This window comes from Mongoliibacter sp. (assembly GCF_007692705.1).
Taxonomy (GTDB): domain Bacteria; phylum Bacteroidota; class Bacteroidia; order Cytophagales; family Cyclobacteriaceae; genus Mongoliibacter.
On the sequence record NZ_REBN01000073.1, the window covers coordinates 1 to 26,164 of the forward strand.

A 26,164-nucleotide genomic window follows, 5' to 3' on the forward strand; every position below is an offset into this window, starting at 1 on the left:
TTATTTAAACAATAAAAACACATTTTTTTACAAATACGTTAAGTAAAAGCTAAGTATTTTACATTATTTGTAATTATTTGGAACATGTTTTACCTTTGAAGCGTTGAAATACTGTAAATCAACAATCCCCCACAATAACCTGCCTTCAATTATTTGATATTCGGAATGTCCGAAAAGAAGGTAAATCAAAAAGTAATTTTAAAACCTATTAAATAAAACTATTATGAAAACGTTAATCGCAATGATTGTCGCATTAGGTGTTTTTACAAATACCTTTGCAGAAAAAAGAAGTGATGAGACAACTGTTAAGTCTCCGGTATCCATAAGAAAAGTGGATGATAACAAAGTTCAATTACTTTTTGGCATGGTGCCAAACGGTAGTGTCTTGGTGAAGATCTATGATGAGTCAAGTAAATTGGTTCAAAAGGATAGAATCTACAAAAATGAGGCTTTTGCCAAATATTATGATTTCTCTTTATTGAAAGGTGGAAAGTATAACATTGAGGTGCTTGAAAGCAATCAGATTATTGAAAAATTTGAGCTAGATGTAAGGAGTAATGTAGCCGTTCCAGTAATCTATTCAAAAGTGGAAACTGTTGGAGATAACAAGTATAAGCTTTTGGTGAACTCTCTTTTACCAGCTGATTTATCCATCTTAGTATATGAAAATGGGAATTTGGTCCATGAAGAAAGCGTTAACAACGTGAATGGATTTCAGAAACTTTACTCTTTCGTAAAATTCAATCCAAATGCTAACATCGAGTTTGTTGTTCAAACTCAAAATGGCTTCAATAAAATGATGGCTGTAAAATAAAACCAAAGGGGTAAAATTGACCCTTTAATTAACTATAACAAAAGAGCTGTAGCAATACAGCTCTTTTATTTTTTTTATGGCCACTCTAAATAAAATTAATATAGTAGTCATTACATGCGAATTCTTTAAAAATTGGTTTTTTTAACTTACGTCTTATTAATAAGTGATTCAAATAATAAAATGTAATATTTAATAATTTTTTATACCTATTAATCAAAATAATATTTTTGTTTCACGGTTTTTTTAAAATAGATCAAAAAATATACTTTCCTGATACCCTGGCTCAAAATCGTTAAACTCATTAAAACCTTGAATATACAAGTCCGTGGAAGCTGGTGAAAACCAATTATTTAAAGCCATGAAAAACTTGTTATCCATTGCCTTAGTGTTAGGCATAGTCTCGCTTTCAATTGCTAAAAATGAAGAACCAAGAGTAGCTCCTGTATCAGTAAAGCTAACTGAAGATGGGAAGGCCCTGTTTAGGTACAAATCTGCTCCACAGAGTCCTATAACAGTAAAAATTTACGACGCTGAACAGAGAGTTATCAAATCACAAAAGCTTGAAAAAAGTAATTCTTTTGCCAAGTATTATGATTTTTCAACTTTGGGTCCGGGAAAATATACAGTCGAAGTACTTGAGAAGGGTATGGCAGCAAAAAAAATTCCGGTTATGTATGAAGGTGAAAGGAATATAAAACCGGTGGCTTTTTCAGACCTTAAGAGAATGGAAGGGAATAAAGTCAAAATGATTTTTAATTCCTTATTACCTACAGACATTACTGTATATGCATTTGAGGATGGCAAATTGATTCACCAGGAGAAAATAACTTCTGTGTCAGGAGTGGAAAGAATGTATAAATTGAAAGGTGTGAGTCCAAGGGCTGAAATTGAGCTTGCTATTCAAACCTCTGATGGTTATAGCAATAGATTCAAAGTCAATTGATGACTAGAAAATCCCGGTTTCCCTTGCTTTAATTGGGAAAACAGTGTAAAGCTAATTGCTTATCTCATACAATAAACAAAGGCCGATAGGAATACCTATTGGCCTTTGTTTGTAAATGTAGAATATAAGATCTTTTAGGTGAAGAACTTCAGTCTAACAACCTCTTTTTCTGCAAGGAACCTGTATCTTCCTCTAGGGAGATCCTTCTTATCAAGACCAGCATAGAGAACCCTGTCTAGGGCAATGACATCATAACCGAGGTGTGCAAAAATTCTTCTTACAATTCGGTTTCTACCGACATGGATTTCCAAACCTAAAATAGTCCTATCTTTTGAGAGGACCTGCATGTCGTCTACCTGCACGGCGCCATCTTCTAAGGTAAGTCCCTCCAAAATTGATTTCTCATCATTTTGGGTTAGTGGCTTATCTAGAGTTACCTGGTAAATTTTCTTAATCTGATTTGAAGGATGTGATAGCTTAGCGGCCAGTTCTCCATCGTTGGTAAATAGGAGAAGACCTGTAGTATTTCTGTCTAGCCTTCCTACTGGAAAGACCCTTTCATCACAGGCTTTTTCGATAAGATTCATTACTGTCTTACGCTCCATAGGATCGTCTGTGGTAGTTATAAAATCTTTCGGTTTGTTGAGTAGGATATAAACGGGTTTTTCAGGATTGAGCAATTTACCTTTGTAGGTAACTTTATCTCCACGCTGAACTTTAAATCCCAATTCTGTTACGATTTCACCATTGACTGTAACAAGGCCTTTGCCAATCAAAGTATCGGCTTCTCTTCGGGAACATACTCCTGAATTGGCAATGTATTTATTCAATCTCGTCTCATCTGAATTGCCTTTGCTGCGCTCTTTCTCGATTTTTTCAAAATTATATTTAGGCTTTTCTCCTACTTCTTCATTCCCAAATGGATTTTTAAATCTTCTTTTGGGACGATTATCCTTATCTAATTCTGATTTATGGACCTTTTCGAATATAGGTTTTTGATTTTTGCCTCTACCTTTATAAACATTTTTATAATCAGCGTCATCACTGCTGATATCCTTATTGTTTTTATTTTGATCTTTCAAGCTGCTGTTCTCTTTCCAGCTGCTCTTTTTCTTAAAGTCATCCTGAGGGCGGTTACCAGCTTTTGAAAATCGGGAATCTCCCTCTTTTTTCCTTTTTGGATCAAAGTCACCTTTTTGGCCCTCTCTTTTGGGGTTTTTGCTACCCTTCTGTCCGCCTTCTCTTTTGGAATCGGAATTCTTGTTGTCGTATTTTTTCATTTTCTTGCAGCATCTCTGCTGGATTATAGTATTTCCATTTGAAGATACCTAAGTACCTGATTTCAAATGGGGAGCAAAGGTACGGAAAGAATAATTAAAAAAATCATTTACTGTAAAATGAAGCAACTGCTGCTCTCACCGATCCATGTTTCATCAAGGATTCCTTGGCGGCTAGCTCCTCTAGTCCGGTGGCCTCCATTATCATTCTTGTACCTCTTTTCACTAGCTTTTCATTTGAAAGCTGCATGTCTACCATTTTATTCCCCTTTACCCTTCCAAGTTTGATCATGGTGGTAGTGGATATCATATTCAGCACAAGTTTTTGTGCAGTTCCTGATTTCATTCTGGTACTTCCTGTTACAAATTCAGGGCCTACGACTACTTCAATGGGATATTCCACAGCAGCTGCCAAAGGAGATCCGGTATTACAGGTAATACAACCTGTAAGGAGACCAGCTTCTTTGGATGCTTTTACCCCTCCAATCACATAAGGCGTAGTTCCAGATGCCGCTATTCCTATTACGGTATCCTGCTCATTGAACCCAAATTCTTGAATATCCTTCCAGGCTTGCTCAGGGTCGTCTTCAGCATTTTCTACAGCTTTTCTAATTGCTTTATCTCCACCGGCTATTATACCTACTACCCAATCAAAAGGAACCCCATAAGTAGGTGGACATTCTGAAGCATCCAAAATCCCAAGTCTCCCACTTGTACCTGCTCCAATATAAAACAAGCGCCCTCCCTTTTTCATCCTTGGGACTATCTGCGAAATCAGCGATTCAATAGAAGTCAATTCTTTTTCTACAGCTACTGCTACTTTTTGGTCTTCCTTATTGATGTTTTCCAAGAGAGACCTGATATCCATCTCATCTAAGGCGTCATAAAGTGATGTGCTTTCGGTAGTGCTCATAATTTATTTTGGTGATAAAGTGTAAGCCCTGCTATTGGGCCTTCAATAATCATATTTACTTTGATATCTGCATCATAAGCAGCATTTCTTAATATATCACTATTATAAAAAGCAATGGAACCAACAAAATTCACCGGCTTCTTTTTATAATCATCGTATTTCATGACATGCTTTTTGAAAAAATCCTGAAAAGCCTCATAATAGAGCATATAGCAATAAGGATCACTTTTGTTTTCTGTTATGAACCTACAAAAACTGGCCATGTACCTTCCGGGAAAAGGTCTCTGGTAAATGTTCTCAATTATCATTTGATTTTCTAATTGAAAAGCGTCCAATACTTTTTCTCGAACCTTCTTAGGCATTTCCTCATGGATAAAATCCGCCAAAAATTTTCTTCCAATGTATGATCCACTTCCTTCATCTCCAAGAATATAACCAGGTGCTGGTCTTTTGGCGATTATGATATCTCCATCGTAGTCGCAGCTATTGGAGCCAGTACCCAATATGCAGGCAATTCCTGCCTCACTGCCACACGTTGCCCGGGCTGCTGCCATCAGGTCATGGTCAATGTTAATTTCCGCATGTTTGAATAAACTTCTCAAAGCATTTTCTACCTGCTGCCTATTTTTACCTGAGGTACATCCTGCACCATAATAATAGATAGTTTCGACATCAGCCCTTAAGTCCAGCAAAAAATCATCCTGGAGCTCACTTGCCATTTCAGCTGCAGTTTGATAATTCGGATTAAAACCTATTCCTCTATGTTGACCGATATCTCCTTTGTCATCGATTACTCTCCAGTCTGTCTTGCTGGCGCCGCTGTCTGCTATTAAAATCATATCAATTAATTCTTCAATAATCCAATGGGCTGAAATTTTTTAAATACCTCAGATGTGTGGGGAGCGTCTATTAATTCATCTGTAAGGTCTTGACCAGCCCAGTGCTCATAATGCTTCCCATTTTTCCACAACCTTGATGCTGAAACATCGTAAATCAGCCCTTTGTACGCTACCCAGATTTCAGGTTTGTCTTGACCGTTTCGGAGTGCCAGTTGTTGCTTGGTATAAGTTTTCATTTAGAAGAGCTTCAACTGGGCATTTACCCATCTCTCTGGTATTTCGCCCGTCTGGGCCATTTGGTAATCCTTGTAACTGCAAGGCACGATCATAGAGCGTTCAAACTTGTCTTGATCTGATTGTGGGACTTCCATCCACCACTTTTCACTTCTCTTACTTTTGTAAAAAACAATAATCGAAGGTTTGGTATCCAAAGATACAGTATATTTCACATATTCGCTTCCCTTAAAGGATAGACTGTCTTTTCGGTTATAAAAGCCCTCAATAAAATACCAAATCATAGTGGCAACCACAGAGGCGGTCTTGTTTCGGTTGTCATCATAATAAGGTTGATACCCGTAGATGCCAATAGAGGATAGTTTTTCATTCATTCCGGCAAACCTACAAATTTGACAAGCATCTTCTCCGCTTAGCCCAAAAGGCTGTGCATCCAAGGCCCCCGGGGCATCTGAAGATTGTATGGCACTGATATCAAAACTCAATAAATCTGCATTTCTAATAATTGGCTCGGCATCTTTCAAGTTATTTTTCAAGCTTCCTAACCGTATGTGATCAAAATATAGTTTTTCCATGACATTGACCAAGTCTTTATCATTGAGGAAACTTTGGTAACCAATATGCCCATAATTGAACAAAAAATTAGGTTGATGTAAAATGATTTCCTGAGAATGGATTTCTGAAGCCTGCCCCTCTTCTTCCATATCAATTTTAGCATCCACTGTGACTAATGAGACTAATTTTTTCATTCCTTCATAGGAGAGATACTGCCCATAATCGAGGTCATGTGTACCTCCAAAATAAATCGGTAAGATCTGTTTTTTCATCAAAAACTCACCAACCGATTTTAAGTACTGTATAGTTTCTTCTCTGGTTGATCCGATTTTCAAATCACCTAGGTCCACTACCTTGTAAAGCGCCTCTGCTTTTTTCAAGTGAAATAACTTTTCCCTGATTTCCGCACTTGCCCTTTCAACGGTATCCCCCATCTTGACCCCTCTACTATCTTTTAATCCAATCAATGCAATTTGAGCCCCTTTGATATCAGGAAATACATTTCCATGATAATGTATGTAATTGAAAAATGAATTGTGTGAATAGTCTTGTTCTATGACATATTCTGGGATAGGGTCAAAGAAGGATTTAAGATTCATAGTCTATAGGGATGCTTCAATCAAAAATAAATAAAAAAATGAGAGGGCAAATAAAAAGTCCCGCTTGAGCGGGACTTGATTGTTTTTTTATCCTCCGAAATCATCAAATCTGATATTTTCTTCAGGTATTCCCATGTCATCCAAAAGCTTGAGAACTGCTGCGTTCATCAACGGTGGTCCACAAAGGTAATATTCTACCTCATCCGGTTCAGGATGATCTTTCAGGTAATTGTCATAAAGTACCTGGTGTATAAATCCAATGTATCCATCACCCTCTTTATCATCTAGAGATTTCTTTATCTTCCAATCATCTTCAGGCATCGGCTCTGATAAGCCAATGTGGAAGTTGAAATTAGGGAAGTCTTTTTCTATATCTCTAAAATGAGGAGTATAGAACAGTTCTTTTTTAGATCGACCACCATACCAATAAGATACTTTTCTATCAGTTTTTTCAGTATGGAAAAGGTGGAATATATGAGATCTCAATGGAGCCATTCCTGCACCACCTCCAATATAAATCATTTCTCTTTCGGTTGGGTTAATATGGAATTCTCCATAAGGACCTGAGATGGTAACTTTGTCTCCCGGTTTTCTATCGAAAACATAAGAAGAACATATTCCTGGGTTCACATCCATCCATTTGTTGTTCGCTCTATCCCAAGGTGGAGTAGCTATACGAATCGTCAGCATAACGATATTACCTTCAGCAGGGTGGTTTGCCATTGAGTAAGCTCTGAATATCTCTTCGTCATTTTTCATGACAAGGTCCCAAAGACCAAACTTATCCCATTCGCTCTTGTAAACATCATCAGGGTGACCCAATTCCGGATGTGGAGTAATATCTATATCCTTGAAATTAACCGTCACAACTGGAACATCTATTTGAATGTATCCACCTGATTCGAAATCTAAGGTCTCACCTTCAGGAAGTTTTACTTTAAATTCTTTGATAAAAGTAGAGACGTTGTAGTTGGAAATAACTTCGCATTCCCACTTCTTGATACCGAATATTTCATCAGGAATCCTGATTTTCATATCCTGTTTTACTTTTACCTGGCAGGTTAACCTTACTTGTGACTGCTTTTCAGCACGGCTGAGGTGACCCTCTTCTGTAGGCAATACTTCGCCTCCTCCTTCTTCGATTACACACTTGCACATCGCACAAGTACCTCCACCTCCACAGGCAGAAGGAAGAAAGATTTTGTTATTACCCAGGGTGCTTAGCAAAGTAGAACCCGCAGAAGTAGTTATGGTCTTCTCGTTATTGATAACGATCTGAACATCCCCTGAAGCAACTAACTTGGACTGGGCAAACAACAAGATAAAAACAAGTAGCAACAAGATCACTGTAAATGCTACTATCGATGTGATAATTACTGAACCCATTTAATGTTTGTTTTACTTTTAAATTTCAGTGTTGGAACCTGATTTAGGCTCACAAATATATTTATAAATCAATTAATCCGGGAATAATAAGCTTTTATTTTCCCCTTTTATCTCACTATGTGATAACGAACTGAGCGCTTAATTGTTAAGTAATTTGAGTAAAGTTGTAAGTCTGTTTTTCAACTGCCTCCTATCGATGATGAAATCCAAGAAGCCATGTTCTAAAACAAACTCTGAACTTTGGAAGCCTTTTGGCAAGTCTTTACCTATTGTCTCTCTGATAACTCTTGGCCCTGCAAAACCTATCAAAGCCCCTGGTTCGGCAATGTTAAAATCTCCTAGCATGGCATAAGAGGCTGTAACGCCACCCGTAGTAGGATCTGTGAGTAGTGAGATGTATGGAATGCCTGCTTTTTCCAGCAATGCTAATTTGGCTGAGGTTTTTGCCATCTGCATCAGACTAAATCCTGCTTCCATCATCCTGGCACCCCCCGATTTCGATATCATCAAAAAAGGAATTTTATTTTTTAAAGAGTGATCAATAGCCCTAGCTATCTTCTCTCCAACGACTGAACCCATTGAGCCACCAATAAAACTGAAGTCCATACAGGCTATCACGATATCAAAGCCATTCATTTTCCCTACTGCTGCCCTTACGGCGTCATTGAGTTCCGTTTTGCTTATCGTAGCTTCAATCCGAGAATGATATGGTTTACTGTCTACAAAATTCAAAGGATCACCGGACTTCATGTTTTTATCCAGCTCTTTGAAATTATTTCCATCAAAAAGTATTTCGAAGTACTCTTTCGACCCGATTTTCACATGATAATCATCATCGGGGCAAACGAAAGAATTATTTTTCAGTTCCCGGGTATGGATGATGTTTCCCTTGGGAGTTTTAAACCAAAGTCCATCAGGTGCATCCTTTTTTTCCTCTGTGGACGTTTTAATGCCTTTATCTGTTCTTTTAAACCAAGCCATAGTCAATTGTTTTATCCCCGAACTATTGTTTCAGGGACTACAAATTTATAGGTATTCTTCATTAAATAAAATTTGCCATCTTATCTTACATGATCGGATGGCAATTCTCTATCTTAGGGAAGACTAAATAGTCGAAAAGAAATCTTTTAGAAGCCTTATGACTATTCTAAAAGGGTTCTTATTATCAAACATATAAATTTGATTTGTTTTTTTGTTGTTTTAGCCCAATTTAAGGATTGATAACATAATCTCCTCATGAATTTAATCATACTTCTAAGTGTGTCGGCTATTGTGCTTTTTATTGCTTACTTCACCTATGGGAAGTATGTCTGCAAAAAGTTTAGACTTGATGATAAGAGAAAAGCTCCTTCTCATGTTTTTGAGGACGGCATTGATTATGTTCCTAGCAAACCTATAATTGTATTAGGTCATCACTTTGCCTCCATCGCCGGTGCCGGGCCAATTGTTGGGCCAATTATCGCAGTTACTTTCGGTTGGATTCCTGCAGTAATTTGGATCCTTGTGGGAGGAATCTTTTTTGGAGCCGTGCATGATCTCGGCAGCATGGCAGCTTCTTTGAGAAATGAAGGGAAGTCTATTGGCGTGATTATTCAAAATAATATTGGCCAAAAAGGAAAACAGCTCTTTATTATTTTCAGTTTTTCAACCTTAATCTTAATTATAGGTGTTTTTGCAGACATCATCGCCAAGACTTTTGTGAGTAATGCAGGTGTGGCCTCAGCTTCTATTCTTTTTATACTTTTGGCGGTGGCCTTTGGAATCGTCAGCAGGTTTATCGGGAGTAGTAAAAAGGCTTTTGTAATTATCTCAGTTATTGGAATCGTCCTGATGTATTATTTTGTCTATTTAGGTATGCAATTGCCTTTTGTTTTGGATTACCAAATATGGATATATATACTGCTAGCTTATGCTTTTATAGCTTCTGTAACTCCTATTTCAATGCTATTGCAGCCAAGAGATTACCTCAACAGCTTTTTGCTCTACGGACTCATTATTTCAGCAGTAATTGGTGTCTTTGTAGCCAATCCTGAAATAAAGATGGAAAATGACATTCATATCAGTGCAGACAATTTGGGATATCTTTTCCCAGTATTATTTGTGACGATTGCTTGCGGAGCAATAAGTGGGTTTCATTCTCTTGTGGCCTCAGGGACTACTTCCAAGCAATTGGATAAAGAAAGTGATGCGAAAATAGTCGGTTTTGGAGGGATGCTTATCGAATCCTTTTTAGCTATTATTTCTGTTGGAGCCGTCATTGTATTGAGTAGGGGGGAATATTTGGAGAGGTTAGGTGGAGAAGGTCCTGTGCCTCTTTTTGCAAGTGGATTGGGCGGTATGATTTCTAGTCTTGGTATTTCTGAAAATTTTGCTGTTGGTTTTGTAGCCCTGACTGTATCAGCATTTGCGCTTACTACACTCGATACCTGCACTAGACTGGCAAGATTTACTTTGCAGGAATACTTCGAAGATGTCAAAAATCCAGTAGGAGCCACACTTTCCAAAAATCGGTATATTTCTACTTCCGTAGTCGTCGTATTGTCTGTTTTATTGTTGGCTTCAGGTGGATTTAGTACACTTTGGCCAATTTTCGGTTCTGCAAATCAACTTTTGGCAGCTTTAGCACTCCTAGCGATAGCAGTATGGTTAATCAGGAAAAAAATAAACGCCACTTTTGTGACCATCCCCATGTTTTTCATGTTCACCGTCACACTTACCTCTCTAGGCTTGTTTGCATGGAACAATTACAAAAGTGAAACTTATATACTTTCGGTAATTGCAGCTCTTTTATTTATTCTATCCATTGCCCTGATTGTCCTCGCCTCCAAAAGCCTGAAGAAAGAAGTGAATGAAACCATAAAAGCATAAAAGTCCGACAGCAATACCGTCAGACTTTTAAATCTGTTAACTCTAAGTTAAAAAGATTTGTGGCTTATTTGATGGATGTTTTTGGAATAATCAGAATTCCTGAAGTACGTCTGCCTACAGGAAAACTATAACTTCATTTTGCAATGATTTACCTTCAAATTGTATTTACCCGAAATCAGCCTGTCTTTTTTCCAGTTGAAATTTCGGAAAAACCCTTCTTTTAAAAGCGGGTTTCAATCATCTTGCTCCATCATCTTTGGCTCTTTTGACTGCATAGGTTCCTACTTTTTTACCCTGATCTATTCCCACTTCAGCATCAAATCTATAATGTATTCCCCCATAAATTCTTGATACAGCTGCTTCTTCAGCCCAAAGTCTGAATTGAGTAGCATCATCCGGGAAAAAATAAGAAAGCACTTCTGCAGCAGCAGCGGAGAAAGTACTATGCCCTGAAGTATAGGCTGGAAAATTCGGTGTACCGAGAATGGTCTTGAAGCCGGGAATCGTCTCCACAGGTCTTGGGTAATGGTAATAGTATTTAGTGTCCCAGCAAGCTACACCTGCATCCATGATTGCCGTATTCATATATGCAAATACCCTCGCTGACCGCAAAGGGTTGAACTTGTTTTTTACTATAGATTCTTTGGCAAACTTGTTCCAATGTCCTGGAGGTGTATAAGAACCAATTCCATCCTCCCACCAATTGGCGATTCTGCGTTGATTTAATGTCATATGAGAAGCAAATTTTTTAAGCTCTTGAACATCCCTTTCAAAGTCCTCTGATCCTGGAGAAGGAGGTGGTCCGGGCCTGACTTCCTCCACTGTCGGTACATTCCACATTTTTACCTGACCAAATAAAGGTGTCAAGCCAACAGGTCTTTGTGGTGTTTCCATATTCTGCCATTTCCATCCAAATCTTTCAAAAGCTGAATTGGCAATTGAGTCAGATACTGGCTTTGGTGTTTGGGCTTTTGACATGCCATCAGTGGAAGCGCGTTGTCTCGCTAATTTAACCACTTCCTCTCCTATGCTTATTCCAGCTTCAATATCACTTGGAACGTTTATGCCAGAATTAATCAGACTTTCTAGATGTTCTTGATATTTGGTTTCCAGATAGGTGAATTCCAAAGGAAACATGGTCTTTAGGATTTCCTTGGAAACAGCAGCAACAGTGGCACCATCTGATGGGTAGGAAGGGAGTTGGCTTGTTGCATAGGCAGGTACAATACTGTTGTCAATGTGATATGGTGCCATTCTATTGTATTCAAATTTGTAGTGCCAGGCCACTACCAAAGCATCAAATTGGGCTACACTCAAGTAAGCCAACATTCTACTCGTATAAGGCGGATGTGCAAATGGAAATGCTGGAGGGCCTTCAGGGTTTGTGGCATTGGGTAAGGTATAGGTGCCGTCTGGATTTGGGCCAGGAATCAGGTTATATTTTGCCGCAAGCTCTAAGGCTATTTCATTCCATCTCAAAATAGGATTGTTGGTCCAATATTCCACGGCTTCTTTTTGAGAGGTAGAAAGCCCCGACATACGTTGCTTCAGTAAGTTTAGCTCTTCTTGATAAGCAGCAGAACTTATTGATTCCGGCTCAGAAATATTGATTTGGGTAGGATTTGAGACCAATATGGTCTTCCAAGTGCCTCCATTTTCATCCATATTTTCGAATTGATAACCCTCAAACTCATAGAAGTTTGGGGTTTCCTCAAGGCAAGAACTCAGCACTACAATAAACAATAGAAGCGCTAAAGGATATATTTTTAGATTTTTCATTGATCATTCAGGTTAATAAACTTTGAATTGGTAAGTTAGTCCAAGGCCCAATGTGGTAGCATTTCCCATATTTCGGCCACTGATGGTTTGGTTGAAATAAACCAAGGCTCCTAAGCCGCGGTCCGCCTTAATATAATACTGGGCCCAAGCCCCTACTTGACTGACTTCTGTTTTATTGGTTGGCTGAGGCCTGTTGTAAGACCTTATATCATCTCCTGTGAGACAATTCAAGCTCATGTAAGTAGCTTCTAACCTTAGCCTGTTTTCTAAAGCCCAATATCCTATAGCAGCATGAAAATTAAGTGCATTTGGTACATTCATATATTGAGAGTAGACACTTCCATTTTCATAATAATAATTCCTCTCAATCTCTGTCTGCCCTCTCCATAGGTAAGCAAGGCCAGCTCTAAAAACCAAGCCGTTATCCAATTTGAATGCCCCAATTCCTCTCAAACCAATCTCAGGGGCACCAAATCCAATACTGAAAGGCATATAGTCAGAAAGGTAATTCCCCATTGGTCTTCCAAAATGAGTATTGGTGAGGAAAAGTAAATTTCCTTTTCCCATTTGTTTCTGAAGCCAGTTTACTTTGACAGATATACTGAGGTCCTGAATCCCCCGTTGACCTACTTGAGTACCACTTGAGGGATTGGTACTTACATATGGCAGAGAGGCAATGATATTGACATTTTGGGTCAGACCCATAGCAATCATAGGCATTCCCATTTGTCTCGTAAACGTGCCGATATTGGCATTTTCACGCAGGTAGGTTCCCTCCCAATATTGATCCCATGAGGAATGTTCATAAATTAAGGCAGCACAGATTTCCCCCTTTTCCATCATGACTTCGTCCCAAGGGGTTTGTGCGTTGGATTTAAAATGTGAAATACCCAAAATCACCAATCCCATGATTATTGGTAATAATTTTTTCATATAATAGTTGAATTAAATTTTGAACTTATTTGGTAAAAAAATCAGCTGGATTTGAAATTGAGATTAAACTCCACCAACTTTTTCAAGCCGGTGGGACTTAATTAAAATCATTTTACAATCTTGATTTAGCTTAATGAATTATGCACTCCATACAGCTTTCTCAATAATTAACGATGCAACAAACCCATTGAAAACATCGGAATTATCTCAATTTGCTGTACTTAATTGCACAGATTTTAGAAAAAGAAAATCAAATTAACCAGCTGAAAATCAAACAAGCTCTGGAGGAGGGGTGTTGAGGTTTATGATTTGCATTTTGTAAGCTGAAAAAATAAACCCTATCAATTTGTTTTCTTCGCCGGTAAACGGTTCTAGCTGAAAATCATTAAACGGTTGTGTGTAATCTTTTGCAAAAATTTTCGTGATCAGGCTGCTGTTGCTTCCATCTGGTAATTCATCTTGGATCAAAGAACTCACCCACTGCTTGATGGTATTGTCTAAGTTGTTTTTGGCCGAATCAGTAACATAAATGAGTTGAAGTGTGTCTTTGACATAGCGCTGTTTAATCGCCCTGTAAGTTTGCCCATTCTTTTCAAATGTAGTATTGGAGGGTCTAAACTCCTCTTCGTCGGCCATATAAGGCAAAGAAAGCGGAATTTCCAAAAGTCTTTCCTCCAATTCATCAGCATTGTCACTGTATATTTTCTCAACCCATTGACTTTCTAGCTGTAGGTTGAATGAAAAGTACACCACATAATACCCGAAATGGTACAATCCGAAACAAAATAGAAGGAATATGGCCAGTACTTTTCTCAAAACTGTAGTTGTTTGAGATCAAAATTACTTTTTTAAATGTAAAATCAATGTTTAAAGAATAAATTTCTTTAATAGAATCAAGATTAAAAATAATATGACTGCTGACATCCCATAATACTTAATAACCTTTTGCCTATTGAATCTGTCTAAAAACCAAAGAGAAATCACAGGTCTAATCAGACCCAAAATCAAAAATACAATTGCAATACAGAAAGCAATCTTAAAGAAAAGAATTATTGACATTGCTCAAAAATAAAAAAAGGAAGCAAATAATTATCTGCTTCCTTTCAAATTATAATTTCAAATTTTATTTCTTCTTCTTGATTTCCTGCATCATGTAACCTTCTATGGTGTCGTCTACCAAGATGTCATTGAATTTCTTGATAGAAATACCACATTCATATCCGGCTTTGACTTCAGCTACATCATCTTTAAACCGTTTCAATTGGTCTATTTCTCCGTCATGAATAACAATACCATCTCTGATGATCCTGATTTTATTCTTTCTGGTGACATATCCGTCTGTAACATAACAACCGGCAACGGTACCTATTTTAGAGATTTTAAATACTTCTCTAACTTGGACATTTCCTGTAATGATCTCTTCAAATTCAGGTTCAAGCATTCCCTCGATAGCATCTTTGATTTGATTGATCGCATCATAGATGATAGAGTAATGTCTGATCTCAATTTCTTCCTGCTCTGCCAATCTTTTGGCATTGGTAGAAGGCCTAACCTGGAAGCCTAGAATAATGGCATCAGATGCAGAGGCTAAGAGTACATCAGATTCTGAAATCTGACCCACTCCTTTGTGGATGATATTTACCGAGACCTCTTCTTTAGAAAGTTTAAGCAATGAATCTGAAAGTGCTTCAACAGATCCATCAACGTCACCCTTGACGATAATATTGAGTTCTTTGAAGCTACCAATAGCCAGTCTTCTTCCGATCTCATCTAAAGTGATGTGCTTTTTGGTACGCATGCTCTGTTCTCTGAGAATCTGCTCTCTTGAATTGGCTATTTCTCTTGCTTCGCGCTCGCCATCATACACTTTAAATGTATCTCCTGCTTGTGGCGCTCCGCTTAGCCCAAGTACCTGCACGGGAGTTGAAGGTCCTGCTTTTGAAAGCTTTTTACCTTTGTGATCCGTCATGGCCTTTACTTTGCCGTAATGCTGACCTGCAAGTAAAACGTCTCCAATTTTCAATGTTCCTGCCTGTACCATTACTGTAGTAACATAACCACGTCCTTTATCAAGAGAGGCTTCCACTACCGTACCCACAGCATTTTTAGATGCATTGGCAGTAAGTTCAAGAACTTCAGCTTCCAACAATACTTTTTCCAAAAGATCATCAATGCCAAGACCTGTTTTAGCGGAAATATCCTGGGATTGGTATTTACCACCCCATTCTTCTACCAAAAGGTTCATGTTGGCAAGCTGTTCTTTAATTTTATTTGGATTGGCGTTAGGCTTATCAATTTTATTGATGGCGAAAATCATTGGCACATTCGCCACCTGAGCGTGGTTAATGGCTTCTTTTGTCTGCGGCATGATATCGTCATCAGCAGCAATCACAATGATAGCGACATCTGTAATTTTTGCACCTCTGGCTCTCATGGCCGTAAAAGCCTCGTGACCTGGAGTATCCAAGAAAGCGATTTTTTCACCTGTAGAAGTGGTTACATCATATGCACCAATGTGTTGGGTGATTCCACCTGCTTCTGCATCGGTAACTTTTGACATCCTGATATAGTCCAGTAAGGAAGTTTTACCATGATCTACGTGTCCCATGATGGTGACAATAGGAGCCCTAGGCTTGAGATCATCAGGGCTATCGACTTCCTCTATTACATTTTCTTCTTCATCAGGCTTGGTGAATTCAACTTCATAGTCAAATTCATCTGCAATGATGGTAATGGCTTCTGCATCCAACCTTTGGTTGATGGAAACAAACATTCCTAAAGACATACATGCAGAAATAACTTGATTCACAGTAATGTCCATCAAAGAAGCCAAATCATTTGCCGAGATAAACTCAGTCACTTTAAGGATTTTTGTTTCCTCAGCACCCTCAAATTCATCTCTGGTTTTTTCAACCCTTTTATCTCTTCTTTTTGATTTTCCTCCTCCGGATTTACCACCTCCCTGCAGTCTTGCAAGGGTTTGTTTGATCTGATCTTGGATTTCTTTTTGAGTAGGTTCAGCTTTTTGCACCCTACCGGTATTTGGTCCTTTGCCTTTGACACCTTGGTTTCTTCGGTCTCTGGTATTTGGGTTTCCACCTTGAGCTGGACGTCCACCTGGTCCACCTGGTCTGGCTTGTTGGTTTTGATTTGGACCGCCTGTATTTTTGTCTATCCTTTTTCTAGGCCTCTTTTTCTTTTCTTTTCCTTTTTCATCCGAAGATGCGACTGGCTTACCTTTCTTCTTGGATTTGTCTTCAGGAAGCTCGATTTTGCCTAATACAGTAAGCCCTTTAAGGGCATCTGCTTTCGCTGAAATAACCTTATTTTCCTTCGGCTGAATTCCTTCAGGCATTTCTTTAGGCTTCACCGGACCTGCTACGGAATCTTTTTTAGGCTCCTCTTTTTTTACAGGAGTTTCCTTTTTTTCTTCTGCTACTTTTTCTTTTTTGATCTCAGTTTTTGCGTCGTCAGTAGGCTGAGGCTTCACAGCCTGAGGTTTTGGTTCTTCTTTTTTGGCTTCAGGTTTGGCAGTTTTTTCCTTTACCTTAGGTTTTGGTTCTTCTTTTTTCTCTGGCTTTGGCTCCTCTTTTTTGGGAGCTTCTTTTTTAGGGTTGAGATCAATTTTCCCCAACACCTTTATGCCTTGCAGTTTGGGTGCTTCAGCAGCAACTTTATCCACTTCCTTCACTTCTTCCTTTGCTGGAGCTGACTCTTTGGCTGGCTCAGGTTTGGGTTCAGGCTTGGCAATTTCTTTCTCCTTGGCTTCTGGTTCAGGCTTTTTCTCTTCCTTCGCATCAGATTCCGCCTCAATGGTAAAGGTTTCATGGTGACGCTTACCAATAGAGAGATGAGACGCCTCTTCTTTTTCCATAGCAGAGGACTTAAACTCCTTGGCCAACATGTTAAACTGCTCCATGTTGATTTTGGAGTTGGGATTATTTTCTACTTCGAAGCCTTTTTTGGCCATAGAATCTACAATCGTAGATATTCCTACGTTGAGTTTCCTGGCTACTTGGCCCAATCTCATTGTTCTTTCTTCCGACATACGCTAAAAACTCTCTATAATATAGTTTTGGCAAATATAGGCCAATTATTGTGGAAATTGGCCTATAATTATTGTTCAAATTCCTGTTTTAAGATTTTAAATACTTCATCTATAGTCTCTTCCTCTAGTTCTGTTCTTCTCAACAAATCTTCTTTGGTCAAAGACAATACACTTTTTGCAGTATCTAATCCTGTTTTTTTCAACTCATCAATCACCCAATTGTCTATTTCATCAATGAATTCTTCGATGTCCACATCTTCCTCTTCAGCATCACTCAATTCTCTGAACACGTCGATTTCGTAACCAACCAATCGGGAAGCCAGTCTGATATTGAAACCACCTTTACCTATTGCCATAGACACTTGGTCTGGCTTGAGGTAAACAGAAAGTCTTTTCTTTTCTGCATCTGCTGCAATTGAACTCACTTTAGCAGGACTCAAAGCCCTTGCCACGTATAGTTCCAGATTATCTGTGTAATTGATAACATCAATATTTTCGTTCTGCAATTCTCTGACGATGGCATGAATCCTACTTCCTTTCATACCCACACATGCTCCCACAGGATCAATCCTGTCGTCATAAGATTCCACAGCTACTTTAGCTCTTTCTCCGGGTTCCCTGACAATTTTTCTGATGGTAATCAATCCGTCAAATACCTCAGGTACTTCATTTTCAAATAATCTTTCTAAGAAAATCGGGGAAGTTCTGGATAAGATAATCCTAGGATTACCATTTACCATTTCCACTTTGTGAACTATTGCACGTGCCGTGTCACCTTTTCTAAAGCGGTCTTTAGGAATCTGTTCTCCTTTTGGAAGAATCAGTTCATTTCCCTCACCATCTATTAAAAGCACTTCTCTTCCGAGTATCTGATATACTTCGGCAGATATGATTTCTCCAACCAATTCTTCATACTGATTGAACAACAAATCTTTTTCAAGGTCTTTGATTCTCTGAATCAGAGTCTGTCTTGCCATCATGACTGCCCTTCTTCCGAATTCCTCTAACTCGATCTTTTCGTAAACTTCTTCGCCAACTTCAAAATCCGGCTCAATCTTTTGAGCATCGGAAAGGCTGATTTTATCGAAATCCCAAATATCTTCAGAATTGTCATCAACGATTTCCCTAATTCTCAAAATTTCCAAGTCACCTTTATCAGCATTGATGGTCACATCAAAATTTTCGTCAGTTTCATATTTCTTGCGAATCATCGCTCTAAATACATCTTCAAGTATCCGGATCATTGTTGGACGATCCACATTTTTAGACCTTGCAAACTCTGCAAATGATTCTATTAGAACTTTAGCATCCATTTTTTTTATTTAAAAGAGACTAACACAATTGATTTTTTAATCTGGTCAAAAGCTACTGAAATGGTCTGCTCAGTTGCTTTTTTTCCTTTTTCCTTCACTATAATTTTAAGCTCCAAACCTTCAGGTTCAACAGCCATCAATTCGCCCTCAATCTCCTTGCCGTCTTCAAGACTTACCTTAATTTTCCTGCCAATATTTTTCTGATATTGCCTTTTGGAAGAAAGAGGGAAATCCAATCCAGGGGAGGAAACTTCCAACACATACGCTTTTTCCAACAATTCCTTGGCCTCAATTTCTTCTCCTACTTGCCTGCTTACAGTCGCACAGGTGTCTATATTGAGACCATCATCAGCGTCTATGAGTATTTTTACCTGAGACTTAGTGCCTTTGTCTATAATTTGCACGTCCACCACAAAGTGGCTTTCGTCTGGCAAATGCTTTTCAACTATTTCTTCAATGGCTTGCTTGGTATTCATATTGCTAATTAGGCTAGTAAACGAAAGAGGGGACTCATGTCCCCTCCTGTTACCTTGGATAATACGATACAAAGGTAACAAAATTATTCCCACAAAAAAAAACAGCATTCTTGTAATAAATTGAGAATTAGGTAATAATTTTGCCAGCCCACGTTGAATCTTCTGCGCAGATTGTGCTAAGTTTGACCTTTAATTCAAAGCCAAATTCTATCTAAAAACTATAATGGGATTATTCGATTTTTTTTCAAGTGATATTGCTATAGATCTAGGTACAGCGAATACGCTGATCATACATAAAGATAAAATAGTTGTGGACGAGCCATCAATCATTGCGATTGATAGGACGACCAATAGGGTTCTCGCGGTTGGCAAAGATGCCATGAACATGCATGAGAAGACCCATGAAAATATTAAAACTATCCGACCCCTCAAGGATGGTGTGATAGCTGATTTCTATGCAGCAGAGCAGATGATCAGGGGACTGATCAAAATGATCCCTGGGCATAAAAAGAGTTTTTTCCCGAAATCTCACCGCATGGTGATTTGTATTCCTTCAGGTATTACCGAAGTGGAAAAAAGAGCTGTAAGGGATTCTGCTGAACATGCCGGAGCAAAGGAAGTTTATATGGTCTACGAACCAATAGCAGCAGCAATTGGTATTGGAATAGACATAGAAAAACCTATGGGATCCATGATTGTGGATATCGGTGGAGGTACCACAGAAATTGCTCTGATAGCCCTTTCGGGTATAGTTGCCGATCAGTCTATTCGCGTGGCCGGAGATACATTTACCAAAGATATCCTTGACTACATGAGAAGACAACATAATCTTCTTATAGGTGAGCGTTCTGCGGAAAAAGTGAAAATCGCTATAGGGTCTGCTTTGACGGAACTTGACGATGCTCCTGAAGATTATGAAATCCGAGGAAGAGATTTAATGACAGGTATTCCTAAAGTAATCAAGGTTTCTTATTCTGAAATTGCTTTTGCCCTCGACAAATCTGTTTCCAAAATAGAAGAGGCGGTTTTAAAGGCCTTAGAGATTGCACCCCCCGAACTTTCTGCTGATATTTATGACAATGGGATCCACCTCACGGGAGGAGGGGCATTGTTGAAAGGTCTGGACAAAAGATTACATCAAAAAACCAAACTTCCTATCCACATTGCCGAGGATCCTTTAAGAGCTGTGGTGAGAGGTACTGGCACCGCACTGAAAAATATCAATAATTTCAGAACCGTTTTGATGACCTAATGTCTGGATGCAACGCATTTTATTATTCTTATTTAGGGTAAGGGCTTTCTTACTGTTTTTATTTCTGGAGGGAATCGCCATTTGGCTGATTGTTTCCTATAACTCTCAGCAAGGCTCTGCTTTTTTTAATAGTTCAAACCAACTCAGTGGTTCTGTTCTTACTGCCCAAAACAATGTGGTAGAGTATTTTTCATTGGCTTCTGTCAACAGAAATTTGGTGGAAAAAAATGCGGAACTACTGGCCGAGCTCGAAAAATATCAAAAGCCAGCTGACAGTGTATTTATCGAATTAGACAGCCTATTGCTGCACAGTTTTCAATTTAAAGGAGCGAAAGTCATCAATAATTCCATCAACCTATCTCAGAATTTCATCACCCTCAACAAAGGTTCCAACCATGGTATTAGAGAGGGTATGGGCGTTTTTAACGAAGAAGGCGTTGTTGGTAGGGTGAAGGGAGTGACTAAAAATTTCGCGTCAGTCATTTCCATCCTTCACACAGACCTTTTGATTTCTTCAAAAATAACTTCTTCGGAAGTCTTCGGGTCCACAAAGTGGGATGGTAAAAATCCCAAGCAAGCCAAACTTCTTTATGTACCTAGGCACGTCACCATCGAAGTAGGAGATGAAGTGGTCACTTCGGGGTATAATGCGGTTTTTCCTGAAGGGATATCCATTGGTCATGTCTTAGAAGTGAAACAAGGTACAGATACCAATTACCTTGATATTACCATTGAGCTAACTGCGGATTTAAGCCGCATCTCTTACGTTTATTTGGTCGAAAACAACCAAGAGGAAGAACTCGACGAACTCTATCAATCTAACGGAATCAGCAATGAGTAGTAGGAGGGTATTTTTATTGGTAGTTGGATTTGTGCTTTACCTTATCATTCAGGTAATGTTATTGAAAAATCTGGTTCTTTTTGGGACAGCATTTTGCTTTTTATATGTCCTTTATATCCTCCTCTTACCTGTAGATTTCAAGACGGTCCCTGCTATGCTAATCGCATTTGCACTTGGATTAGGCGTGGATTTGTTCTATGATACACTTGGGATTCATACGGCTAGCATAGTTGCTTTGGCTTTTGTAAGGGCTGGATGGCTGAAAATACTTACCCCAACAGGAGGCTATGATGATGACCTGCAACCCTCTATGCTCAACATGGGTTTCGGGTGGTTTTTGACATATAGTTTACCCTTATTCTTACTTCATCATCTATTGTTTTTTTATATCGAAAATTTAGGCACTAATTTATTCCTTCCTGTCGTTCAAAAAATTGTATACAGTACTATTTTTGTGTTTATAATGAGTATTATTGCTCAACTGTTGTTTTACAGGAGAAGAAGGGGAATTTAATGAACGACCAAAGGCCAATTACCATCGTTATTGCCATCGTATTGGTGGGGGTGGTGTTGCTGACCAAATTATTTTTGATTCAGGTAGCTGACGACAGCTTCTTGAAAAGAGCAGAAAGAAACGCCATCCAAAGAGTGGTAGATCATCCTTATAGAGGACTGGTCAATGACCGTAATGGGAACATTATGGTCTACAATAACCCTATTTTTGATTTGATGATCATTCCTAAGGAATTCTCTGTGAGGGATACTTCAAGATTTTGTGAAATCTTTCAAATCAGTAAAGAAGAATTAATAGAAGGCTACACCGCTGCCAGAAAATACTCAAGTGTGAAACCTTCACCTTTGATCAAACAAATTTCTACTTCTGAATTTGCAAAAATTCAAGATTACCTAATCGATTATCCGGGCCTTTTTGTCATGACCCGCGCAGTCCGGTCTTATCCTCAACCAAGTGCTGCCAATGCCCTTGGGTATATAGGTGAAATCAGTGCTACCCAACTAGAGCGCGATACCCTTAAATACTACCGCCAAGGAGACTATGTCGGACTTAGTGGAATAGAAGGTTTTTATGAGAAGGAATTGAGGGGTAAAAAAGGGGTGAAATATAAAATGGTCAATGTGAGGGGTATAGATAAAGGATCCTTCAAAGGCGGTGAGCTTGATACAGCTTCTATTGCCGGACATAACCTGACCTCTACCATTGATATTGAACTCCAGAAATATGGAGAAATGCTGATGGAAGGGAAAAGAGGCTCCGTTGTAGCTATAGAGCCCAAAACAGGAGAAATCCTCTCCATGATCTCAGCACCCAGTTATGATCCGAATGTGCTTACAGGTTCCAAATTTGGGACCAATTATCTACTCTTGAATAGGGATGAAAGCAGGCCTTTGTTCAATAGGCCAATCATGGCCATGTATCCTCCTGGTTCTATTTTTAAGATTGTCCAGTCTTTGGTAGGTCTTCAGATGGGGGTTTTGACCCCAAATACTACATATGCTTGTAACCGATCTTTAGTAGCCTGTCATAACCATTCCAGTCCTGTCAATTTGTTCGGAGCTATTAGAAACTCATGCAACCCCTATTATCATCAGGCTTATCGAGCAATGATCAACAGAGAAGTTTCAAGCAGTACTTTTAAGGATACTGAAATCGGCCTGAATGCCTGGAGGGAATATGTTCTGAAATTTGGACTCGGAGGCCCACTTGGTATTGATATGTATAATGAAAAAGGAGGGTCGATTCCATCCAGTACTTTGTATGATAGGGTGTATGGTCCAGGAAGATGGAAGTACTCTACTATTTATTCCCTATCCATTGGACAAGGTGAAATGCTGGTAACACCACTTCAAATGGCCAACTTAGCAGCTATTTTTGCCAATAAGGGCTATTACTACGTACCACACCTAATCAAGGCTATCGATGGGGATAGCAGGAGAATTCCTGAAAAGTACAGAACAAAAGTAGAGGTTGGAGTGGATGCGCATCACTTTGACATGGTTCAGGATGCTATGGAGCAAGCTATTTTCGGTACTGCAGCAAGAGCGGCCATCAAAGACATTGCAATTGCCGGTAAAACTGGAACTGCTCAAAACCCCCAAGGAGAAGACCACTCTGTATTTATTGCATTTGCGCCGAAAGAAGACCCAAAAATTGCCATTGCAGTCTATGTTGAAAATGCTGGATGGGGAGGAAGGGCTGCGGCAAGTACAGCAAGCTTAATGATTGAGAAATACCTGAGAGGGGAAATAACACGCCCATCTTTGGAAGAATACGTGTTGGCAGGTAAATTTATGTGAAGTGAGACAGGACGATTTATATATCAATAAAATAGATTGGGTTACAATAGCTATTTATGCGGTATTGTTACTAATCGGCTGGATCAATATCTATGCTGCAGTATATGATGAACAATTTCCCAAAAGCATTTTTGATCTGTCTATCAACTCAGGGCAACAGCTGGTAAGAATAGGGGCAGCAGTCCTTATCATACTTTTAATCATGGTGGCGGATTATAGGCTATTTGAAAACCTATCTTGGATATTGTATTTCATATTTTTGGCATTTTTGATTGTAACTCCTTTTATAGGAAAAGAAGTAAATGGTCAGACTCTTTCAGTTGGAATTGGGTCTTTTCGTATTCAACCTGCTGAGTTTGCAAAATTTACCACGGCACTGGCACTAGCCAAGTTTATGGAAAGACCAAGCTTTGACCTGAGTAAAGTCAAGCATCAAATGCAGGCTTTGGCTATCATCATGTTGCCAGTTGTCTTCATCATGCTCCAACCGGATACCGGTACGGCAATGGTATATTCTGCTTTTTTTATCATGTTGTACAGAGAAGGGATGCCTCAGCGTTACTATGCTCTTGGACTGACATTTATAGCAATTTCCCTTCTGGCACTGGGCTTAGAAAACAACCTATATCTGGTCGGAGGGGTAATAGTGGTGATCTTTACCCTTATCATGATTGGAAAGAAAAAAGTATCTAAAGTTATTGGCTTTTCACTTTTGGGTTTGGCCATTATAGCCTACAGTTACAGCTTGGACTATGTTGTGTCCAAGTTGCCTGAGCACCAACAAAATAGGATTATGATCCTATTCAACCCCGATCTTGATCCTCTTGGGGCAGGATGGAATGTGACCCAATCTAAGATCGCTATCGGTTCTGGTGGTTTTTTTGGTAAGGGTTATCTGGAAGGTACTCAAACCAAGTTTGATTTCGTACCTGAACAGCACACAGATTTTATCTTTTGTACATTGGGTGAGGAGTTTGGCTGGCTCGGGAGCCTGGTAGTTGTTGTACTCTTTTGCGCATTATTGATTCGCCTGGTAATGTTGGCAGAAAGACAAAAAAACAGATTTTCGAGGGTGTACGGATATTGCGTAATTTCCATCCTCTTTTTTCACTTTATGATCAATATTGCCATGACCATTGGGCTGTTTCCTGTGGTCGGTATTCCTTTGCCTTTCTTCAGTTATGGAGGATCTTCGCTCTGGTCTTTCACGATATTGCTCTTCATTTTCATCAAATTGGATTCGCACAGAATACAATTATTAGGAAGAATGGGATAAAAAAATAGGGGTTTTTAACCCCTGTGATCAAATTTCCTAAATACCAATTGTAGGAACTCATTTACTGAGTCGGATTCCTTTTCCCATCCTAATTCTGTAACATACCTCTGGTTGATTACTTCTATTGCTTCGACAAAATTCTCGCACTTGTCAATAGATTTCAGAGCATGTGTCAACAGATCAGGGTTCCCCTCAAACAATTCCTTGGTGAACATGATTTTCTGATTGATTCCAAGGCTTTCTGAAAGTTCCTTGATAGTGCCTTTCATGATGCTATATTCTTCATTTTCAAATCTGGCCCAAGCTTTTAATGGATCTATACCTTTTCCGGGTGCGTAGTTTGATACTTTTACTTCCACATCCTTTCTGACTTTTACCTCAGTAACAACCTCTTCTTTCGGCTGTTCTAAAACCTCTTCTTTCACATCAGCCTGTTCTACCGTCACTTTAGAAGTAGGTGCTTCCAGTTCCACTTTTGGAGCAATTTTTTCCGGTGCTTGTTTTACCTCTGACTGCTCATCGAGGGAAAGCTTGGAAAAATCCAGAGGGATGACGGCGTCCATACTTTTTAATAGAGATTCCGCCTTTTCTAGACTTTCTTTTTGTTGCTCAAAATTATGTGAAACAGCCGATTTATAAGCCTTTACAGAGTAGCCAAGCCCAGCCCTATCCATCAAGCTGTTGATCAAAGAGGTATGCCATTTGAAATATTTTTTATTCTCCCTGATGTAATTAGGTAAATGCTCTTCGGGCGTTTTTTCAAATTCCTCGGAGAAATAGGCCACTGGGTCAACAGCCAATAAAATAGAATAAGCAGCAGCCTCTGCCAAAAGTGGCTCGAAATGCTTCCTTTCTATTTTTATGGTTCGGGATAGTACATTCATAAATTCCTTCAGTGCCTCATGGACATTTTTGTCTCTATAGTCGAAATATGGATTACTTTTGAGTTTTTCCAATTCAAGCTGCCAGGCTTCAAACAAGGATTTGATTACAAAAAAGTTGACTTGTGGCGATGCTGTCAGCTGCATGATTTCCTGGCCCGTCATGTACTTTTTCTGTGAAAAATAGGTTTCACAAACTTTCTGTGAATATTGGGCAGCGTAGTTTTCTACGTATTGACTGTTTAACTTAGCGTTCATTTCCTGAAAATTGTTTGTATAGATTAGAAACGAAAATAATGCCGAAAATTATTATTGAAAATCTTAATCATCTGGAAATTATTTCCGCTGAACCAAATCGTAAAGTTATTGAATTAATCCATGAAAGCTACATCGACTGGATGCATGCCTGTGGTAAAAAGGGGCGTTGCACAACATGTAAAATGATTGTAATGGATGGTATAGAAAATCTCTCTGCTCCGAATGAACGGGAGGAATTTTTCAGGTCAAAGGGCAGGTTAAACAATTTCGAAAGATTATCTTGCCAAGCAAAATTGCAAAAAGGAGAAATTATCATCCGTGTGGCAGAGGAAAATAAGTTCCCGCATATGGAATACAGCGAATAAT

General features: G+C 38.9%; 23 protein-coding genes. 9 read left to right on the top strand and 14 right to left on the bottom strand.

Annotated elements, in window-relative coordinates; genetic code table 11:
- The first annotated feature begins 223 nt into the window (after window positions 1-223).
- Window positions 224-814 carry a hypothetical protein gene (locus EA341_RS01595; RefSeq protein WP_293010929.1) on the top strand — a complete coding sequence of 197 codons (591 nt, stop codon included), beginning with the start codon at window positions 224-226 and terminating at the stop codon, window positions 812-814.
- Window positions 815-1,172: 358 nt separating this feature from the next.
- Window positions 1,173-1,757, top strand: a complete 585-nt coding sequence (locus tag EA341_RS01600; RefSeq protein WP_293010930.1) for a hypothetical protein — start codon at window positions 1,173-1,175, stop codon at window positions 1,755-1,757.
- Between the two features lie 134 nt (window positions 1,758-1,891).
- On the opposite strand, the gene EA341_RS01605 is transcribed toward EA341_RS01600, so the two are convergent.
- From EA341_RS01605 to accD, 7 genes are all read right to left on the bottom strand, one after another.
- Window positions 1,892-3,037: a pseudouridine synthase gene (locus tag EA341_RS01605; protein WP_293010931.1), complete on the bottom strand. Its 1,146-nt coding sequence runs from the start codon at window positions 3,035-3,037 to the stop codon at window positions 1,892-1,894.
- 103 nt (window positions 3,038-3,140) lie between these two features.
- A complete protein-coding gene (murQ, locus tag EA341_RS01610; protein ID WP_293010932.1) occupies window positions 3,141-3,947 on the bottom strand; it encodes an N-acetylmuramic acid 6-phosphate etherase in 807 nt (268 codons plus the stop codon).
- Window positions 3,944-4,786 carry an N-acetylglucosamine kinase gene (locus tag EA341_RS01615; protein WP_293010933.1) on the bottom strand — a complete coding sequence of 281 codons (843 nt, stop codon included), beginning with the start codon at window positions 4,784-4,786 and terminating at the stop codon, window positions 3,944-3,946. The genes murQ and EA341_RS01615 overlap by 4 nt, the downstream gene beginning before the upstream one ends.
- A 5-nt stretch (window positions 4,787-4,791) precedes the next feature.
- Window positions 4,792-5,022, bottom strand: coding sequence for a cytochrome b5 domain-containing protein (locus tag EA341_RS01620; protein WP_293010934.1), 231 nt, complete (start codon window positions 5,020-5,022; stop codon window positions 4,792-4,794).
- Complete coding sequence (locus EA341_RS01625; protein ID WP_293010935.1) at window positions 5,023-6,174, bottom strand: formimidoylglutamase; 1,152 nt, start codon at window positions 6,172-6,174, stop codon at window positions 5,023-5,025.
- 87 nt (window positions 6,175-6,261) lie between these two features.
- Window positions 6,262-7,560: an NADH:ubiquinone reductase (Na(+)-transporting) subunit F gene (nqrF, locus tag EA341_RS01630; protein WP_293010936.1), complete on the bottom strand. Its 1,299-nt coding sequence runs from the start codon at window positions 7,558-7,560 to the stop codon at window positions 6,262-6,264.
- A 138-nt stretch (window positions 7,561-7,698) separates the two neighbouring features.
- On the bottom strand, window positions 7,699-8,541 hold the full coding sequence (gene accD, locus EA341_RS01635; protein ID WP_293010937.1) for an acetyl-CoA carboxylase, carboxyltransferase subunit beta: 843 nt from the start codon (window positions 8,539-8,541) through the stop codon (window positions 7,699-7,701).
- A 255-nt stretch (window positions 8,542-8,796) separates the two neighbouring features.
- Between accD and EA341_RS01640 the strand changes: the two genes are divergently transcribed.
- Entirely contained in the window at window positions 8,797-10,428 is a 1,632-nt protein-coding gene (locus EA341_RS01640) for a carbon starvation protein A (RefSeq protein WP_293010938.1), read from the top strand.
- A 237-nt stretch (window positions 10,429-10,665) separates the two neighbouring features.
- Here the strand turns inward: EA341_RS01640 and EA341_RS01645 are convergent, their stop codons facing one another.
- The 6 genes from EA341_RS01645 to rimP form a co-directional block, all read right to left on the bottom strand.
- On the bottom strand, window positions 10,666-12,207 hold the full coding sequence (locus EA341_RS01645; protein ID WP_293010939.1) for a phosphatase PAP2 family protein: 1,542 nt from the start codon (window positions 12,205-12,207) through the stop codon (window positions 10,666-10,668).
- Between the two features lie 12 nt (window positions 12,208-12,219).
- Window positions 12,220-13,140, bottom strand: coding sequence for a transporter (locus EA341_RS01650; protein WP_293010940.1), 921 nt, complete (start codon window positions 13,138-13,140; stop codon window positions 12,220-12,222).
- 270 nt (window positions 13,141-13,410) lie between these two features.
- Window positions 13,411-13,956 carry a hypothetical protein gene (locus EA341_RS01655; RefSeq protein ID WP_293010941.1) on the bottom strand — a complete coding sequence of 182 codons (546 nt, stop codon included), beginning with the start codon at window positions 13,954-13,956 and terminating at the stop codon, window positions 13,411-13,413.
- 307 nt (window positions 13,957-14,263) lie between these two features.
- Window positions 14,264-17,188 (bottom strand): translation initiation factor IF-2, encoded by a 2,925-nt coding sequence (gene infB / locus EA341_RS01660; protein ID WP_293010942.1) that lies wholly within the window; start codon window positions 17,186-17,188, stop codon window positions 14,264-14,266.
- A 68-nt stretch (window positions 17,189-17,256) separates the two neighbouring features.
- On the bottom strand, window positions 17,257-18,501 hold the full coding sequence (gene nusA, locus EA341_RS01665) for a transcription termination factor NusA (protein WP_293010943.1): 1,245 nt from the start codon (window positions 18,499-18,501) through the stop codon (window positions 17,257-17,259).
- Between the two features lie 5 nt (window positions 18,502-18,506).
- Window positions 18,507-18,977, bottom strand: coding sequence for a ribosome maturation factor RimP (gene rimP / locus EA341_RS01670; RefSeq protein ID WP_293010944.1), 471 nt, complete (start codon window positions 18,975-18,977; stop codon window positions 18,507-18,509).
- A gap of 223 nt (window positions 18,978-19,200) precedes the next feature.
- Here rimP and EA341_RS01675 point away from each other — a divergent pair, with 223 nt between their 5' ends.
- Genes EA341_RS01675 through rodA form a run of 5 tightly spaced genes read left to right on the top strand, consistent with a single transcriptional unit; the run spans window position 19,201 to window position 24,659 of the window.
- Window positions 19,201-20,229, top strand: a complete 1,029-nt coding sequence (locus EA341_RS01675) for a rod shape-determining protein (RefSeq protein ID WP_293010945.1) — start codon at window positions 19,201-19,203, stop codon at window positions 20,227-20,229.
- Between the two features lie 7 nt (window positions 20,230-20,236).
- Window positions 20,237-21,070 carry a rod shape-determining protein MreC gene (mreC, locus tag EA341_RS01680; protein ID WP_293010946.1) on the top strand — a complete coding sequence of 278 codons (834 nt, stop codon included), beginning with the start codon at window positions 20,237-20,239 and terminating at the stop codon, window positions 21,068-21,070.
- The gene (locus EA341_RS01685) at window positions 21,063-21,584 is read left to right on the top strand and encodes a rod shape-determining protein MreD (RefSeq protein ID WP_293010947.1); all 522 of its coding nucleotides are present in this window, start codon (window positions 21,063-21,065) and stop codon (window positions 21,582-21,584) included. Before mreC ends, EA341_RS01685 begins: the two co-directional genes overlap by 8 nt.
- The gene (gene mrdA / locus EA341_RS01690; protein ID WP_293010948.1) at window positions 21,584-23,383 is read left to right on the top strand and encodes a penicillin-binding protein 2; all 1,800 of its coding nucleotides are present in this window, start codon (window positions 21,584-21,586) and stop codon (window positions 23,381-23,383) included. The genes EA341_RS01685 and mrdA overlap by 1 nt, the downstream gene beginning before the upstream one ends.
- A gap of 1 nt (window position 23,384) precedes the next feature.
- On the top strand, window positions 23,385-24,659 hold the full coding sequence (gene rodA, locus EA341_RS01695) for a rod shape-determining protein RodA (RefSeq protein ID WP_293010949.1): 1,275 nt from the start codon (window positions 23,385-23,387) through the stop codon (window positions 24,657-24,659).
- 14 nt (window positions 24,660-24,673) lie between these two features.
- Here rodA and EA341_RS01700 read toward each other — a convergent pair whose 3' ends face one another.
- Window positions 24,674-25,798 carry a hypothetical protein gene (locus EA341_RS01700; protein ID WP_293010950.1) on the bottom strand — a complete coding sequence of 375 codons (1,125 nt, stop codon included), beginning with the start codon at window positions 25,796-25,798 and terminating at the stop codon, window positions 24,674-24,676.
- Between the two features lie 38 nt (window positions 25,799-25,836).
- On the opposite strand from EA341_RS01700, the gene EA341_RS01705 reads away from it, so the two are divergent.
- Window positions 25,837-26,163, top strand: a complete 327-nt coding sequence (locus EA341_RS01705) for a 2Fe-2S iron-sulfur cluster-binding protein (RefSeq protein ID WP_293010956.1) — start codon at window positions 25,837-25,839, stop codon at window positions 26,161-26,163.
- The last annotated feature ends 1 nt before the right edge of the window (window position 26,164 follow it).

What these genes read in the sequence shown, in the direction of transcription:
- EA341_RS01595 (WP_293010929.1), top strand. Translation starts at nt 224, where the DNA reads ATGAAAACGTTAATCGCAATGATTGTCGCATTAGGTGTTTTTACAAAT.
- EA341_RS01600 (WP_293010930.1), top strand. Translation starts at nt 1,173, where the DNA reads ATGAAAAACTTGTTATCCATTGCCTTAGTGTTAGGCATAGTCTCGCTT.
- EA341_RS01605 (WP_293010931.1), bottom strand. Translation starts at nt 3,037, where the DNA reads ATGAAAAAATACGACAACAAGAATTCCGATTCCAAAAGAGAAGGCGGA.
- murQ (WP_293010932.1), bottom strand. Translation starts at nt 3,947, where the DNA reads ATGAGCACTACCGAAAGCACATCACTTTATGACGCCTTAGATGAGATG.
- EA341_RS01615 (WP_293010933.1), bottom strand. Translation starts at nt 4,786, where the DNA reads ATGATTTTAATAGCAGACAGCGGCGCCAGCAAGACAGACTGGAGAGTA.
- EA341_RS01620 (WP_293010934.1), bottom strand. Translation starts at nt 5,022, where the DNA reads ATGAAAACTTATACCAAGCAACAACTGGCACTCCGAAACGGTCAAGAC.
- EA341_RS01625 (WP_293010935.1), bottom strand. Translation starts at nt 6,174, where the DNA reads ATGAATCTTAAATCCTTCTTTGACCCTATCCCAGAATATGTCATAGAA.
- nqrF (WP_293010936.1), bottom strand. Translation starts at nt 7,560, where the DNA reads ATGGGTTCAGTAATTATCACATCGATAGTAGCATTTACAGTGATCTTG.
- accD (WP_293010937.1), bottom strand. Translation starts at nt 8,541, where the DNA reads ATGGCTTGGTTTAAAAGAACAGATAAAGGCATTAAAACGTCCACAGAG.
- EA341_RS01640 (WP_293010938.1), top strand. Translation starts at nt 8,797, where the DNA reads ATGAATTTAATCATACTTCTAAGTGTGTCGGCTATTGTGCTTTTTATT.
- EA341_RS01645 (WP_293010939.1), bottom strand. Translation starts at nt 12,207, where the DNA reads ATGAAAAATCTAAAAATATATCCTTTAGCGCTTCTATTGTTTATTGTA.
- EA341_RS01650 (WP_293010940.1), bottom strand. Translation starts at nt 13,140, where the DNA reads ATGAAAAAATTATTACCAATAATCATGGGATTGGTGATTTTGGGTATT.
- infB (WP_293010942.1), bottom strand. Translation starts at nt 17,188, where the DNA reads ATGTCGGAAGAAAGAACAATGAGATTGGGCCAAGTAGCCAGGAAACTC.
- nusA (WP_293010943.1), bottom strand. Translation starts at nt 18,501, where the DNA reads ATGGATGCTAAAGTTCTAATAGAATCATTTGCAGAGTTTGCAAGGTCT.
- rimP (WP_293010944.1), bottom strand. Translation starts at nt 18,977, where the DNA reads ATGAATACCAAGCAAGCCATTGAAGAAATAGTTGAAAAGCATTTGCCA.
- EA341_RS01675 (WP_293010945.1), top strand. Translation starts at nt 19,201, where the DNA reads ATGGGATTATTCGATTTTTTTTCAAGTGATATTGCTATAGATCTAGGT.
- mreC (WP_293010946.1), top strand. Translation starts at nt 20,237, where the DNA reads ATGCAACGCATTTTATTATTCTTATTTAGGGTAAGGGCTTTCTTACTG.
- EA341_RS01685 (WP_293010947.1), top strand. Translation starts at nt 21,063, where the DNA reads ATGAGTAGTAGGAGGGTATTTTTATTGGTAGTTGGATTTGTGCTTTAC.
- mrdA (WP_293010948.1), top strand. Translation starts at nt 21,584, where the DNA reads ATGAACGACCAAAGGCCAATTACCATCGTTATTGCCATCGTATTGGTG.
- EA341_RS01700 (WP_293010950.1), bottom strand. Translation starts at nt 25,798, where the DNA reads ATGAACGCTAAGTTAAACAGTCAATACGTAGAAAACTACGCTGCCCAA.
- EA341_RS01705 (WP_293010956.1), top strand. Translation starts at nt 25,837, where the DNA reads ATGCCGAAAATTATTATTGAAAATCTTAATCATCTGGAAATTATTTCC.